The sequence below is a fragment of the Staphylococcus sp. FSL H8-0121 genome (assembly GCF_038008425.1).
GTDB classification, from domain to species: Bacteria; Bacillota; Bacilli; order Staphylococcales; family Staphylococcaceae; genus Staphylococcus; species Staphylococcus pasteuri.
Map to the genome: position 1 here is coordinate 806413 of NZ_JBBOZB010000002.1, position 15342 is coordinate 821754.

The window sequence follows — 15342 nt, forward strand, 5'->3', positions numbered from 1 at the left end:
GTTCAGTACTTATCATTCGAGTAATCGTTGGTTTTAGCACCGTACTCTTAATATTTGTAGCCGGTTGCTGAAGCGTCTACGGGCCAAGTCCCTCAACTTCTCTGAATAAGGTTTTATGATTAAGTTTTTAAGAAAAACGATAATTATCAAAATATTCTAATTACTTAAAGTTTAACTAACTCGAATTTGAAATTCAATATGATACGAAGAAAATGTTAAATAAAATATCTTAAAATCGCTATAAAGACAATACCACCTAAAATAGTCCAAGTTAGACTTCTCGTTAAAATTGCTAAAAGTACTGTAGGTATAAGAGCAATAATGAATGGAATATTTAAAGTGTATCCTACACTACCCTCATGTTGTTGAATGATGCCGTCTAAAACGAGTGCTGTAAAAAGTGTAATAGGAATAAATGAAAGCCATCGTATCACAACATCTGGCAAACTAACTCGTGAAATCATCATAAATGGAATAATTCTAACCAATAGTGTAACTACACCACATAATATGATTACAACTAACATATGCGTATCTGTCATCATCTATCCATCACCACCCCAAGTGCAGAAGCGACCACTGCTGAAATAATAATCGCTACATATGATGGCATAACAAAGCTTAACGCTAGCATCATCACAATAACGAATAAAATTAAAACAAGATAAATATTAATTTTAGATTTCTTAACCGATTCAAATTGAGCGATACCTAAGAAGACGAACATAGCAGTAATAGCAAAGTCTAATCCTAACATTTCTGGGTTTGAAATATATTTTCCAAAGAGCGCCCCAACCACACATGAAAATGTCCAAAATAAATATGCAGTAATATTTAATCCATGTAACCATCGATCATTAATTGATTCTCCCTTTAAATACGGCGTGATGGCAACACCAAATGTTTCATCGGTTACGAGTGACCCTAAACCAACTCTATTCCATAAACTATAAGATTTATAATTGGGCGCTAAAGTCATACTCAATAGAAACATGCGTGAATTCACAATAAATGTTGTTAATACTATCGCAGTTATAGGTGTACCTGCAATTACTAAAGCACAAATAATAAATTGAGCAGCACCTGCATAAATAATTAAACAAAGTAAAATAATTTCTAACAAACTAAACTTTTGAGATGCGGCAACAATTCCAAACGAAATACCTACGCCTGCATATCCAAATAAAGTTGGAATACATTCTTTCACGCCTTGTCTAAATGTGAGATGTGTCATATATGTATGTGTCGCCCCCTTTTTCATTCTATTTATAAGATCGTAAATAATAAATTCAAGTCTAATATACAATTCACAAAACGGCAATATTTTTAGACTACTGTATGTGTGACGTTAGACAAACTTCCGTTTAAAACCGTTGTCATTACAACGTTTAATATATGACAGAATTTTCAATAAATATTTAGACTTACCCGCATATAATTACAGATATTTTTTTAAATTTAATGCTCCCCTACCCTGCTTCATATATAAAATGGCATAAAAAAATACGTGGCAATGATGGCTCTTCATTACCACGCATGTTTACTATTTATTCGCAAACAATCTTATTATTTAGTTGGCTTTTGAATGTGAGTTTTACCACCCATGAATGGTACTAAGGCTTCAGGGATTGTTACAGTACCATCTTCATTTTGGTAGTTCTCAACGATTGCTGCGAATGTACGACCTACAGCTAAACCACTACCATTTAACGTATGCGCTAATTCAGGTTTAGCTGCATTATCACGTTTGAAACGGATATTTGCACGACGTGCTTGGAAATCAGTACAGTTTGAGCAAGAACTAATTTCTTTGTAATCATTGTAGCTTGGTAACCATACTTCTAAGTCATATGTTTTACTAGCACTGAATCCGATATCTCCAGTACAAAGAATCACACGACGGTATGGTAAACCTAATTCTTCTAAGATAGCTTCAGCGTTTGATGTCATTTCTTCTAAAGCATCCCAAGAATCTTCAGGTTTTTCGAAACGTACCATTTCAACTTTATCGAATTGGTGTAAACGAATTAAACCTCTTGTATCTCTACCAGCTGAACCCGCTTCACTACGGAAACATGCAGATTGTCCAGTGAATTTTTCAGGTAATACACCTGGTTGAATAATTTCATCACGGTAGAAGTTAGTTAAAGGTACTTCAGCAGTTGGGATTGTGTATAATCCTTCTTTTTCTACTTTAAATAAGTCTTCTTCGAATTTAGGTAATTGTCCTGTACCAAACATAGTATCAGAGTTAACTAATTGAGGAACCATCATTTCAGTGTAACCATGTTGAGTTGTATGTTTAGTAATCATATAGTTCATTAAAGCACGTTCTAATTGTGCGCCATCTCTTGTTAAGTATACGAAACGTGCACCAGAGATTTTAGCAGCACGATCAAAATCAGCCATTTTAAGATCTTCTACGATATCCCAGTGAGCTTTAGCTTCAAAATCAAATTCACGTGGTGTACCCCATTTTTTAACTTCAATATTTTCTTCATCTGAATCACCTTGAGGTACATCATCATTGATAAGGTTAGGAATACGGACAAGAATGTCAGTCATTTTATTATCAATTTCATTTAATTGTGTATCATATTCTTTAATATCATCACCTAATTGACGCATTTCAGCAATAACGTCATCAGCGTTTTCTTTATTACGTTTCTTCTGAGCAATTTCTTCACTTACTTTATTACGTTGTGCTTTCATTTCTTCTGTCTTGCTAATTAAAGTACGACGTTTTTCGTCTAATTCTAATACTTCATCGACTACTTTAGGGTCGTCTCCTCTTAATTCAATTTTGCTCTTAACTCTATCTGGCTCAGTTCTAAAAAGTTTAATATCTAACATGAAACCTTCATCCTTTCCCATTTCCTATAATTTATATTTAGCGTGACAACAATGTATAAAAGCATACAAAAAGACCACGCCCCAACAAGGGACGTGGTCTACGCGTTGCCACCCTATTTAACAAACAAAGAAAATATCTAACAAAGATATTACTTTATCTGCACTTAACTAAAATAACGGTTATTCACCGGTTGTTCACTATATGTAGGTAGATTCACATTAAAGTGGATTACTTGTTCTCACTAACCACAAGCTCTCTGAAATCCATCATTAATACTACTTGGCCTACGAACAATATTTTATTAACTTACTCACAATATAGCAAAGTTTTTTGTAATTTTCAAGTTATTTTAAAATTCAATAATTTTATTTAACTGATCTTAATGATATGCACTATCTTTTAGATACTGGGATACAGCTTCTATATCTTTATGGAATTGTCTGTCTTGTTTAATAGATGGCACAATATTTCTAAATTCGTCATATTTAGCACGTGTTTTTGGTGATAATCCTTCTATACCTTTAAGTTCGACAGCTTGTAAGGCAATAATACATTCAATTGCAATAACTCTTCTCGCATTTTCAATCATTTGATAACCGTGTCTTGAGGCGATAGTTCCCATTGAAACATGGTCTTCTTGGTTAGCTGAAGAAGGGATAGAATCTACACTCGCTGGATGAGCTAATGTTTTATTTTCAGAAACTAAACTTGCTGCTGCATATTGCATAATCATCGCACCACTTTGTAATCCAGGCTCTGGACTTAAAAATGCTGGTAAATCTCCATTAAGTTGTGGATTAACTAAACGTTCAACACGTCGCTCAGAAACGTTTGCTAGTTCGCTCACACCTAGTTTTAAATGATCTAAAGCAAATGCAATCGGTTGGCCATGGAAATTACCTCCAGAAATAACTGTAGTTTCACCATCTTCTTTAAATATAAGAGGATTATCATTAGCGGCATTCATTTCAAACTCTAACTTTTCTTTTACATAATTAAACACTTGATAGCTAGCGCCATGAATTTGTGGAATGCAACGTAAAGAGTATGCATCTTGAACGCGAATTTCAGCTTGTCTTGTCGTTAATTGAGAATCTGATAACCAGTCACGCATACGTGCAGCTACATCAACCTGTTCTTGACTATTTCTAACGGTATGCACTCTATGGTCATATGCATCAATGATACCGTTTAATGCTTGGTGAGTTAATGAAGCAACCCATTCTGCTTGGTATCCTAAATCTTCCGCTTCTATATAGTTGATAACGCCTTGAGCTGTCATAGCTTGTGTACCATTGATTAAGGCTAATCCTTCTTTTGCTTGTAAATGTAATGGTGTTCTTCCTAATTCATTTAAGACATATCGACTGTCTACTTCTTCATTTTTATAATATACAAGACCTTCACCGATAAGCGCTAATGCTAAATGGGATAAAGGCGCTAAGTCACCAGAAGCACCTAATGAACCTTGTTGTGGAATCACAGGTATAATACGTTCATTGATAAAATATTGTAATTGATCAACTAATTCTAATGTTACACCGGAATGTCCTTTTAATAATGTATTTAAACGTAAAATCATCATAACGAGCGATACTTCTTCAGAGAAGGGTTCACCCATACCACATGCATGTGAACGTATTAAATTGACTTGTAAATCATTATATTGCGTAGAATCAATACGCACATCACTAAATAGACCGAAACCAGTTGTAATACCATAAATCGTTTCATTATTATTAATAATTCCTTCTACTACACTTCTACTTTTTTTAACTCTTTCTAATGCTTCTTCTGTAATTTCAATTTTTAAATCTTGGTGTAATAATTGTTTGATATCTTCAATCGTTAAAGCATCTCCATTTAAAAATAAAGTCATAGAAACAGCTCCCTTTTTGTAGAATTAAAACTTCTATTAGTAAAAAGTATACGTTTTCATTTTTACATAAACAATACCTTTTATAATTTTTGTATTACATTACCAATTTAATTATTTAATACGCTAAAATATTTTAATTTTGATGTATGAAGTAGACTGTTATATTTCTTAAATACCTATTGACGAAAGTCTATTACAGGTATAGTATTTTCTATTGTATTTGAAATGAGTAAGCCTTTTTCATAAGTAAATGTATTAGGCTACAACTATATATTAATTAAAAATTTGAACCCGGTAAGTACTGTTAAATCAAATAGATAATACCGGTAAAAGGAGGTTTAGGTAGATGGAAACTTTAGATACGGTTAATATCCCCAAAAGAAAAGAAGATACTCATAAAGGCGATTACGGTAAAATTCTATTAATTGGTGGCTCTGCCAATTTAGGCGGTGCAATTATGTTAGCGGCACGTGCATGTGTATTTAGTGGTAGTGGATTAATCACTGTTGCGACGCATCCAACAAACCATGCAGCATTACATTCTAGATGTCCAGAAGCCATGGTAATTGATATTAATGACACTAAGATGCTTACTAAAATGATAGAAATGACTGATAGTATCTTAATTGGTCCAGGACTTGGCGTAGACTTTAAAGGGAATAATGCGATTACTTTCCTACTACAAAATATTCAACCTCATCAGAATTTAATCGTCGATGGTGATGCAATTACTATCTTTAGTAAACTTAAACCTCAATTACCATCATGTCGTGTTATCTTCACGCCTCATCAAAAGGAATGGGAACGATTAAGTGGTATTCCAATTGATGAACAAACATATGAACGTAACCGTGAAGCGGTAAATCAATTAGGAGCTACAGTGGTACTTAAAAAACATGGTACTGAGATATTCTTTAGAAATGAAGATTATAAATTAGCTATCGGTAGTCCAGCAATGGCTACTGGTGGTATGGGTGATACACTAGCTGGTATGATTACTAGTTTTGTAGGACAATTTGATAGTATTAAAGAAGCGGTAATGAGTGCCACATATACACATAGTTATATTGGCGAAAAGTTATCAGAAAAGATGTATGTGGTACCACCATCTCGTTTAATTAATGAAATCCCATTTGCTATGAAGCAATTAGAAGAATAGGATATAAGATATTTCTTAAAGTCCTATTTCAATCATATATAACACAAAATAAGACTTCCCTTATTATAGGGAAGTCTTATTTTTAGTCTATATTTTAATTTTATTCTTCTTCATTATCTTCGTCTGAATCATTTTCAATGTCTTCATTGACACGATCCATAAAGTCTTGTCTTACATCGATACGTTCATCGTTATCTGAATTATCTTGTTCTTCGTCAGTAACTTCTGTTTGAATAGCTTGACCAGGTGCGCCACCTTCAATGACTTCTTCATTGCTAGGTCCAGTTTGATCATTTTGAGTACTTTCTTCGTTCTCATCTTCTACATCTGCTTCGTCTTCTTGTTTTACTTTAGCAACTGTAGAAACGAATTGTTCGTTACCTAAACGCATAAGTCTAACACCCTGTGCAGAACGTCCATTTTGAGAAATATCATGTACATCAAGACGAATGATCACACCTGCGTTTGTTACAACCATTAAGTCTTCTTCACCTGTTACTGTAGTAATACATACGATATTACCATTACGTTCTGTAATCGTTGCAGTTTTAATACCTTTACCACCACGATTAGATAATCGGTATTCACTAACTGGTGTACGTTTACCGTAACCATTTTCAGTAACAACTAACACTTCGTCTTCGCTATTAGCATGAGCAACATCTAAGCCAACAACTTCATCACCTTCACGTAAGGTAATACCTTTCACACCTGCTGCTGTACGACCAAGTGGACGTAACGCTTTTTCAGAGAAGCGAATTAATGATGCATGTGCTGTACCGATAAGGATATCTTCTTCACCATCTGTCAGTCTAACCGCTATTAACTCATCATCTTCTTTAAAGTTAATCGCGATTTTACCGTTTTTGTTAATACGAGAGAAATTACTTAATGATGAACGTTTAACGATACCTTTACGTGTAGCAAACACTAAGTAGTTATCTTCTCTTTCTAAGTCTTTAACAGCTATCATTGTACTAATACTTTCATCATTTTCAAGTTCAATGGCATTCACAATTGGAATACCTTTAGATTGACGAGAAAGTTCTGGTACTTCATAGCCTTTAAGTTTGTATACGCGTCCTTTATTTGTAAAGAATAAGACGTTATCGTGTGTACTTAACGTAACCAATTGACTCACGAAGTCTTCTTCTAAAGTATTCATACCTTGTACACCACGACCGCCACGGTTTTGTGCACGATATGTAGATACAGGGAGACGTTTAATATAGTTATTATGACTTAGAGTAATAACAATTTGTTCTTCTGGGATTAAGTCTTCATCTTCAATGTCATCTAAGCCACCAAGTTGAATTTCTGTACGACGTTCGTCACCGTAACGTTCTTTAACCTCTGTTAGTTCGTCACGAACTAATTGTAATAACACTTCTTCGTCCGCTAGAATAGCTTCTAATTCATCGATGTATGCTAATAAATCGTTATATTCTGATTCAATTTTGTCTCTTTCTAAACCAGTCAGACGTCTTAAACGCATGTCTAAAATGGCTTGTGCTTGTCGCTCAGACAATTTAAATCGTTCTTGTAAGCTTTCCATTGCGACTTTATCTGTTTCAGACTCACGAATTGTCGTAATAATTTCATCGATATGATCTAGCGCTATACGTAAACCTTCTAAAATATGCGCACGATCTTTTGCTTTTCTTAAGTTATATTCAGTACGTCTACGTACGACTGTTTTTTGATGTTCTAAGTAGTGTACTAATGCTTCTTTAAGATTGATTAGTTTAGGTCTGCCATTAACTAGGGCAATCATATTCACACCAAATGATGTTTGTAATGGTGTTTGTTTATATAAGTTATTTAATATAACGCTAGCATTTGCATCCTTACGAATATCAATAACAACTCTTACACCTGTACGTAAACTTGTTTCATCACGTAAATCAGTAATACCATCGATTTTCTTATCACGAACAAGTTCAGCAATTTTCTCTATCATACGTGCCTTGTTTACTTGGAAAGGTATTTCTGTAACTACGATACGTTGACGACCGCCACCGCGTTCTTCGATTTCAGCACGTGAACGCATTTGTATAGAACCTCTACCTGTTTCATAAGCACGTCTAATACCACTTTTACCTAAGATAAGACCTGCAGTAGGAAAATCAGGACCTTGGATATCTTCCATTAATTCGCTAATAGAGATGTCTGGATTCTTACTTAAACTTAAGACACCATCAATGACTTCAGTTAAATTATGTGGTGGTATATTTGTTGCCATACCAACCGCGATACCTGCAGCACCGTTTACTAATAAGTTAGGGAAACGAGCAGGTAAGACTGACGGCTCTCTTTCATTACCATCATAGTTATCAATAAAATCAATTGTATCTTTATTGATGTCACGTAAAAGTTCTAAAGTGATTTTAGTCATACGTGCTTCGGTATAACGCATGGCAGCAGCTCCATCACCATCCATAGAACCAAAGTTACCTTGTCCATCAACTAATGGATAACGATAACTGAATTCTTGTGCCATTCTTACCATTGCTTCATAAATTGATGAGTCACCATGGGGGTGATATTTACCCATTACGTCCCCAACAATACGTGCTGATTTTTTATAAGATTTGTCTGGTGTCATACCTTGTTCATTTAATCCGTATAAAATACGACGATGAACTGGTTTCAATCCGTCTCTGACGTCTGGCAATGCACGAGAAACGATAACACTCATTGCATAGTCTAAAAATGATTCGCGCATTTCATTGGTTATATTTCGTTCATTAATTCTTGATTGAGGTAATTCAGCCATCAAGAGATCCTCCTTCAAAAGTTCAGTTCATTTCTACTTAGAAATCTAGGTTGGCATAGACTGCGTTATCTTCGATAAATTGTCTACGATTTTCAACAACATCTCCCATTAACATTTCAAATGTTTGGTCGGCATCAATCGCATCTTCTAAAGATACTTGAAGCATTGCTCGATGTTCTGGATTCATTGTTGTTTCCCATAATTGATCAGCGTTCATTTCACCAAGACCTTTGTAACGTGCAATTGACCATTTAGGTGTTGGATTCAATTCTTCTTTTAATTTATCTAATTCTCTCTCGTTAAAGACGTAATATTTTTGTTTACCTTGTGTTAATTTAAACAATGGCGGTTGTGCAATGTATACATAGCCCGCTTCTATAAGTGGTCTCATAAAACGATAGAAGAATGTTAATAATAATGTTCTAATATGCGCACCGTCTACATCGGCATCTGTCATAATAATGATTTTATGATAACGTGCTTTTGAAATATCAAATTCTCCGCCAATACCTGTACCAAATGCAGTAATCATAGAACGGATTTCATTGTTATTTAAAATACGATCTAAACGTGCTTTTTCAACGTTAAGAATTTTACCTCTTAATGGCAAGATTGCTTGTGTACTTGAGTCACGTCCTGATTTTGTAGACCCACCGGCAGAGTCACCTTCGACAATAAATATTTCACTTTCTTCTGGGTTTTTACTTGAACAATCAGCAAGTTTACCAGGTAAACTTGAAATTTCTAAAGCTGATTTACGACGTGTGACTTCACGTGCTTTTTTAGCTGCTACACGTGCACGAGATGCCATAATACCTTTTTCAACTATAATTCTAGCCACATTAGGATTTTCATATAAGAAACGTTCAAAGTATTCAGCAAATAATTTATCTACTACTTGACGTACTTCTGAGTTACCTAATTTCGTTTTAGTTTGACCTTCGAATTGAGGATCACCATGTTTGATAGAAACAATAGCTGTTAAACCTTCACGTGTATCCTCACCTGAAAGTCTATCTTTATCTTCTTTGATAATTTTACTACTCATACCATAACTGTTTAGTACACGTGTTAATGCTCGTTTGAAACCATCTTCATGTGTACCACCTTCATACGTATGAATGTTATTAGCATATGTTAATAGGTTAGTTGCGTAGCCTTTATTATATTGCATCGCAATTTCTACTTCGATATCGTCTTTAGATTGATGAATATAAATTGGCTCGCCGTGAATCGGTTCTTTATTTTCATTTAACATTTCTACGTAAGACTTAATACCACCTTCATAGTGATATGAGTCTTGTCTTATTTCATCTTCATCACGTTCGTCAGTTAAAGTGATTTGAATTCCTTTGTTTAAGAAAGCTAATTCACGAATACGTTGTTGTAATGTTTCATAGTTGTAAACAGTTGTCTCAGTAAAGATACTACTATCTGCTTTAAAGCGAATGACTGTACCTGTCTTATCAGTGCTACCAACTTCTTTTAAATCAAATTGTGGTACACCTTTTTTATAAGCTTGGTGGTAAACTGTTTCGTTACGATGTACATATACTTCTAAGTCTTCTGATAAGGCGTTTACTACAGATGACCCAACACCATGTAAACCACCTGAGACTTTATATCCACCGCCACCGAATTTACCTCCGGCGTGAAGTACAGTTAAGATAACTTCAACTGCTGGGCGTCCCATTTTCTCTTGAATATCAACTGGAATCCCACGTCCATTGTCAGTAACTTTAATCCAATTATCTTTTTCAATTGTTACGTTAATTTCATCAGCATAACCTGCTAATGCTTCGTCAATACTATTATCAACAATTTCCCATACTAAGTGGTGCAATCCTCTTTCTGAAGTTGAACCGATATACATACCAGGTCGTTTACGAACCGCTTCCAGTCCTTCTAGTACTTGGATCTGGCCAGCACCATAATTATCATTGTTGTTTACATCTGACAATGTATTCACCATCACTTTCTGTTACTTTATAATTTCACCTTGATTAATACGGTATAACTTAGCGTTATTCATGATTTCATGATCAATACCGTCTACGGATGTCGTAGTTACAAATGTCTGTACTTTATGTTGAATTGTGCTTAATAAATGTGTTTGTCGAGAATCATCTAGCTCACTTAACACATCATCTAATAATAAAATTGGATATTCTCCAACTTCTATATTCATTAATTCAATTTCTGCTAGCTTAATAGACAATGCAGTTGTTCTCTGCTGTCCTTGTGACCCATATGTTTGTGCATCCATGCCATTAACATTAAAACCTAAGTCATCACGATGAGGTCCAAACAGACTTACACCGCGGTCTTTTTCTCTTTGAAAATTGTCATTAAGTAATGCCAACACTTCTTCAAGCATTTCTGATTCCGATCGGTCGTGGTTGCTTATTTTCAAACTTGGTAAATATTTGAGCGCTAATTGCTCACGCTCGTTTGTAATACCTGCATGTATGGGTTGAGCTAATTGTTCTAATTCTTTAATAAAATGTTCTCGACGTAATGTTACCTTCAACGCATACTCTGCAAATTGCTCATTTAAGACTTCTAGCATAGTTGTGTCAGTCTTATTTCCAATTTGTAATTGTTTAAGGTAATTATTCTTTTGTTTTAAAATACGTTGATATTGAGAAAGATCGTTTAGATAGACAGCTGAAATTTGTCCCAACTCCATGTCTATAAAACGACGACGTACTAGAGGTGCTCCTTTAACGATGTTTAAATCTTCTGGCGCAAAAAGCACCACATTTAGATGTCCGATATATTGTGTTAGTCGGCTTTGCTCTAAGTGGTTAACTTTAACTTGCTTACCTCTTTTAGTAATAAACATCGTTAGTGGCATTGTGCCATGTCTATAATTTAGCTCACCTTCTATTTTAGCATACTCAGAATCAAAACGTATGAGTTCCTTATCATTTGAAGTTCTATGGCTTTTTGCCAAAGCTAAAGTGTAAATTGATTCAAGGAGATTCGTCTTTCCTTGTGCATTCTCGCCAATGAGAATATTCACTTCAGGATGACAATCGATTGTAACTTCTTCATAGTTACGATAGTTTTCCAATTGGAGTGTATTTAGTTTCATTGTTCACCTTGGTGAATGATTAAAAAGGCACCTGTATCTTCAGGTAATTCAAGTATATCGATACGGTCATGATGTTCTAATTTTTTGCCACGTCTTACTTCACGTTGCCCATTGATTAAAACTTCGAAATCTTGTAAGAACCATTTCGCTTGTCCACCTGATTCAATAATACCTTCTGTTTTCAGAAATTGACCTAAAGTAATGTCACCTTCTACAACAACTTCTTGAATCAAATTCATCACTCCATTTCTTTTTATGTCATTAATATATTATACCTGTTTTGCGCTTAAATTTCATGTAAAACAAAGAAAGTAAACGTTTACTTAATGTGATAATTTTCTATTTTTATTTTTAAAGCACATTTTAATACGATTTTCGAGAGTTACATTATCTTTTTTTAATTTTAAAGGCAATATTTGCTTCGTTTTTTCTGAAACGATAAATTCCTCCTAAAAATTTTTTCTTAAGCTTATACAGAGGCTCACACACTTTAAAACTCAAATAAAATAAAAAAGCTGAGACAAATATTTGTGTCTCAGCTTTTTTACTTTTGATCTATAACATATTTTAGTAAGTACGAATCGGTAATATAAGTTGTGTTACTGAATCGTCATCTTTCGGTTTTAAGATAAATGGTTTCATCGTACCGAAGAATTCAACTTCAACTTCGTCATTATCAATGGCTTTTAAGGCATCCATCATATATTTTGAGTTGAAAGAAATTTTAAGATTTCCACCTTCAACATCAGTTGCTGTCACTTCTTCTTTAACAGTACCGATTTCTGGAGATGTTGAAGACAATTCAACTAATTCGTTTCCAGTACTTAACTTGATAACATTATTGCCGCCTTCTCTGGCTAATAATGAGGCACGATCAATTGCGTGATAGAACTCACCGTTGTTAATACCTAACTTAATTTCATAGTTTTCAGGGAACAAACGAGTTGTATCAGGATAATGACCTTCAAGTAAACGAGAAATAAAATTGACATGTCCTACTCTGAATAACACTTGGTTAGACGCAAAGAAAATATCAATATCTTCGTCAGTGTCACTCATAATTTTATTTAATTCAGATAATGCTTTACCTGGAATGATGACATTTTTGTTTTCAGATGTATCTTCTAATTTTAACTTTCTTACTGCCAAGCGGTGTGAGTCAGTTGCTGTGCATATTAATTCATTATCTTGTATAAGCCAGTTTACACCAGTTAATACTGGGCGTGTTTCTGAGGTGGACACTGCAAAATTCGTTTGTGCAATGATATTTTTTAATACTTTTACAGATAATTGAATTGCATCGTCTCTAGATACTTCAGGTAATAATGGATATTGATCTGGATCTAAACCACTTAAGTTAAATTCAGAATGACCTGATGTAATTAGCGTTTGGAATTGTTCATTAGTAGATAATTTAACGTCTTTTCCTGGTAACTTTTTGATAATATCAACGAAGAAACGACCAGGAAGTACGACTGAACCAGTTTCTGATATATCTACAATATCTTCACCATCTACTTGTTTAGGGATTGAGATTTCAATTGAGATTTCAGAATCTGAACCAGTTAAGATGACTTCATTATCTTTAGCATCGATTTTAATACCTGTAAGTATAGGTAATGTAGTTCTTGGTGAAATAGCTTTTAGTGTATCGTTTAATTGATTAATAAAATAATCTCTTTTAATAGTGAATTCCATCATTAAAATTTAAACTCCTTCCAGTCGTTTATATATAATTATATAGGTTTTAAATTCATAGTAATAGTAGTAGGGCTTGTGAATTAGTGGATAAGTGACATTAAGTCTGACGTGCCAAAGTTATACACATGTGGATAAAGTGTGTATACTGTGTACACCTTTTCAACATTGTCCACAATCCACAAGTTGATTATCTCTATTAGCTTTATAAAAGAAAAAGTAAGCGAAATAAAATATCCGATGTAATTATTCCCTTTTAGAGTTAAATTCAATCTTAAATTATAGCTGTATTATAACAGTTTAATATTTAAAATTATTTCCCAACTATTGATTTCTAATTTCTTTCTCTAAATTCTCTACTTCTTGTTTGAATGTTGGATCTGCTTTAATATCATTTACAATTTTTTCGTGAGCGTGAATCACAGTAGTATGATCACGACCGCCAAACTCTTCCCCAATCTTAGGTAGTGAGAAATCTGTTAGTTCTCTTGAAAGATACATCGCGATTTGTCTTGGATAGGCAATGGATTTAGTACGTTTTTTAGCACTAAAGTCTTCAATACGTACATTGTAGTATTGACCTACCACTTTCTGAATATCTTGAATTGTAATCTTTTTAGATTTAGGTGCTTGAATAATATCTTTTAAAGCTTCAGCAGCTAATTCAGTTGTTATTGGTTTACCTTGAAGTTGTGAATAAGCCAACAAACGTGTTAGCGCACCCTCGAGTTCACGAATATTGGATTGAATTTGATTAGCAATATAATTTAGAGATTCCATTGGTATATCTAAATTTTCTTCTTCTATCTTTTTCTGTAAAATAGCCATTCGTGTTTCGTAGTCTGGTGGTGTGATATCCACAATTAAACCCCACTCGAAACGTGAACGAAGTCTATCTGATAGTTTAGAGATTTCTTTAGGTGGACGATCGCTTGAAATAACTATTTGTTTACTATTATTATGTAGCTCATTAAATGTATGGAAAAATTCCTCTTGGGTTTGTTCCTTATTTTGGATGAACTGAATATCGTCGATTAATAAAACGTCGATATTACGGTATTTCTCTCTAAATGCATCACCTTGATTATCACGAATAGATTTAATAAATTCATTCGTAAATTTCTCACTAGATGTATAAATCACATTAGCATTAGGATTATTACTTAAAACATGATGCCCAATCGCATGCATAAGATGGGTCTTTCCTAATCCAACTCCACCATAAATAAATAAAGGATTGTATGCTTCTGCTGGTGCTTCAGCTACGGCTAAACTTGCTGCGTGTGGGAAGCGGTTGCCTGGACCAATAACAAATGTATCAAACGTATTATGTGTATTAAATTGTTCGATACCACCTGGGTTTTCAACATTATGTGAAGTTGTTTGTTCTTTAGTAGAAGTTGGTTCAGGTTGTTTTTGATCTGGGTTCATATATTTAGACAATTCTTCTTCAGTTATAAAATGTGGTTTAACCTCATAACCAATGACGTCATATATGATGCTTTGCATAATCTCACTATATTTTTGATTTAGCCAACTCGCATTAAATGATTCACTTACTAATACGATGGCTTCGTCATTTTGGAGTGAATAGAGTTGCGTATCTTTTACGAAGGTATCAAAGCTTATTTTTGAAATTCGTTCTTTGGCAAGATCTAATACTTTTTCCCAAATTTCTTTTTCAGACATAAATAACTCCATCTTTCTCAAAAATTTTTAGTTATACACAAAAATAACACCCGTGGATAAAAATAATCACAGCATGTTAATAATTATCCACAAGTTAATCACAGATAGTGGATAACTTAATTCATACTATGATTTGTTCACAGACTTTTTGTATATAAATCTAATAAATAAATCCTTATAAAATCAATGA

At 33.9% G+C, this 15342-nt stretch carries 11 protein-coding genes, 1 riboswitch and 1 other annotated feature; of the genes, 1 reads left to right on the top strand and 10 read right to left on the bottom strand.

Annotation, left to right across the window (positions count from 1 at the left end):
* Positions 1 to 6 precede the first annotated feature (6 nt).
* Positions 7 to 112, bottom strand: a riboswitch (SAM riboswitch).
* Between the two features lie 103 nt (positions 113 to 215).
* The 4 genes from LFT63_RS09255 to hutH all read right to left on the bottom strand — a co-directional run bounded on the left by LFT63_RS09255 (position 216) and on the right by hutH (position 4733).
* A complete protein-coding gene (locus LFT63_RS09255) occupies positions 216 to 545 on the bottom strand; it encodes an AzlD domain-containing protein (RefSeq protein ID WP_029056647.1) in 330 nt (109 codons plus the stop codon).
* Positions 542 to 1234 carry an AzlC family ABC transporter permease gene (locus LFT63_RS09260; protein ID WP_029056646.1) on the bottom strand — a complete coding sequence of 231 codons (693 nt, stop codon included), beginning with the start codon at positions 1232 to 1234 and terminating at the stop codon, positions 542 to 544. The genes LFT63_RS09255 and LFT63_RS09260 overlap by 4 nt, the downstream gene beginning before the upstream one ends.
* Before the next feature lie 332 nt (positions 1235 to 1566).
* Positions 1567 to 2853 (bottom strand): serine--tRNA ligase, encoded by a 1287-nt coding sequence (serS, locus tag LFT63_RS09265; RefSeq protein WP_017636731.1) that lies wholly within the window; start codon positions 2851 to 2853, stop codon positions 1567 to 1569.
* A gap of 84 nt (positions 2854 to 2937) precedes the next feature.
* Positions 2938 to 3155: a binding site (T-box leader), on the bottom strand.
* Between the two features lie 78 nt (positions 3156 to 3233).
* Positions 3234 to 4733 (bottom strand): histidine ammonia-lyase, encoded by a 1500-nt coding sequence (gene hutH / locus LFT63_RS09270; RefSeq protein WP_340768863.1) that lies wholly within the window; start codon positions 4731 to 4733, stop codon positions 3234 to 3236.
* 346 nt (positions 4734 to 5079) lie between these two features.
* On the opposite strand from hutH, the gene LFT63_RS09275 reads away from it, so the two are divergent.
* Positions 5080 to 5892, top strand: a complete 813-nt coding sequence (locus tag LFT63_RS09275) for an NAD(P)H-hydrate dehydratase (RefSeq protein WP_017636729.1) — start codon at positions 5080 to 5082, stop codon at positions 5890 to 5892.
* A 100-nt stretch (positions 5893 to 5992) separates the two neighbouring features.
* On the opposite strand, the gene gyrA is transcribed toward LFT63_RS09275, so the two are convergent.
* The 6 genes from gyrA to dnaA form a co-directional block, all read right to left on the bottom strand.
* Positions 5993 to 8668 (bottom strand): DNA gyrase subunit A, encoded by a 2676-nt coding sequence (gene gyrA / locus LFT63_RS09280; RefSeq protein WP_029056644.1) that lies wholly within the window; start codon positions 8666 to 8668, stop codon positions 5993 to 5995.
* A gap of 37 nt (positions 8669 to 8705) precedes the next feature.
* Positions 8706 to 10640 carry a DNA topoisomerase (ATP-hydrolyzing) subunit B gene (gene gyrB, locus LFT63_RS09285; protein WP_026083451.1) on the bottom strand — a complete coding sequence of 645 codons (1935 nt, stop codon included), beginning with the start codon at positions 10638 to 10640 and terminating at the stop codon, positions 8706 to 8708.
* Between the two features lie 9 nt (positions 10641 to 10649).
* Positions 10650 to 11765: a DNA replication/repair protein RecF gene (gene recF, locus LFT63_RS09290; protein WP_340768866.1), complete on the bottom strand. Its 1116-nt coding sequence runs from the start codon at positions 11763 to 11765 to the stop codon at positions 10650 to 10652.
* Positions 11762 to 12007, bottom strand: a complete 246-nt coding sequence (gene yaaA, locus LFT63_RS09295) for a S4 domain-containing protein YaaA (RefSeq protein WP_176745273.1) — start codon at positions 12005 to 12007, stop codon at positions 11762 to 11764. Before yaaA ends, recF begins: the two co-directional genes overlap by 4 nt.
* Before the next feature lie 325 nt (positions 12008 to 12332).
* Positions 12333 to 13466, bottom strand: coding sequence for a DNA polymerase III subunit beta (gene dnaN / locus LFT63_RS09300; protein WP_017636724.1), 1134 nt, complete (start codon positions 13464 to 13466; stop codon positions 12333 to 12335).
* 321 nt (positions 13467 to 13787) lie between these two features.
* Complete coding sequence (dnaA, locus tag LFT63_RS09305) at positions 13788 to 15152, bottom strand: chromosomal replication initiator protein DnaA (protein ID WP_017636723.1); 1365 nt, start codon at positions 15150 to 15152, stop codon at positions 13788 to 13790.
* Between the last annotated feature and the right edge of the window lie 190 nt (positions 15153 to 15342).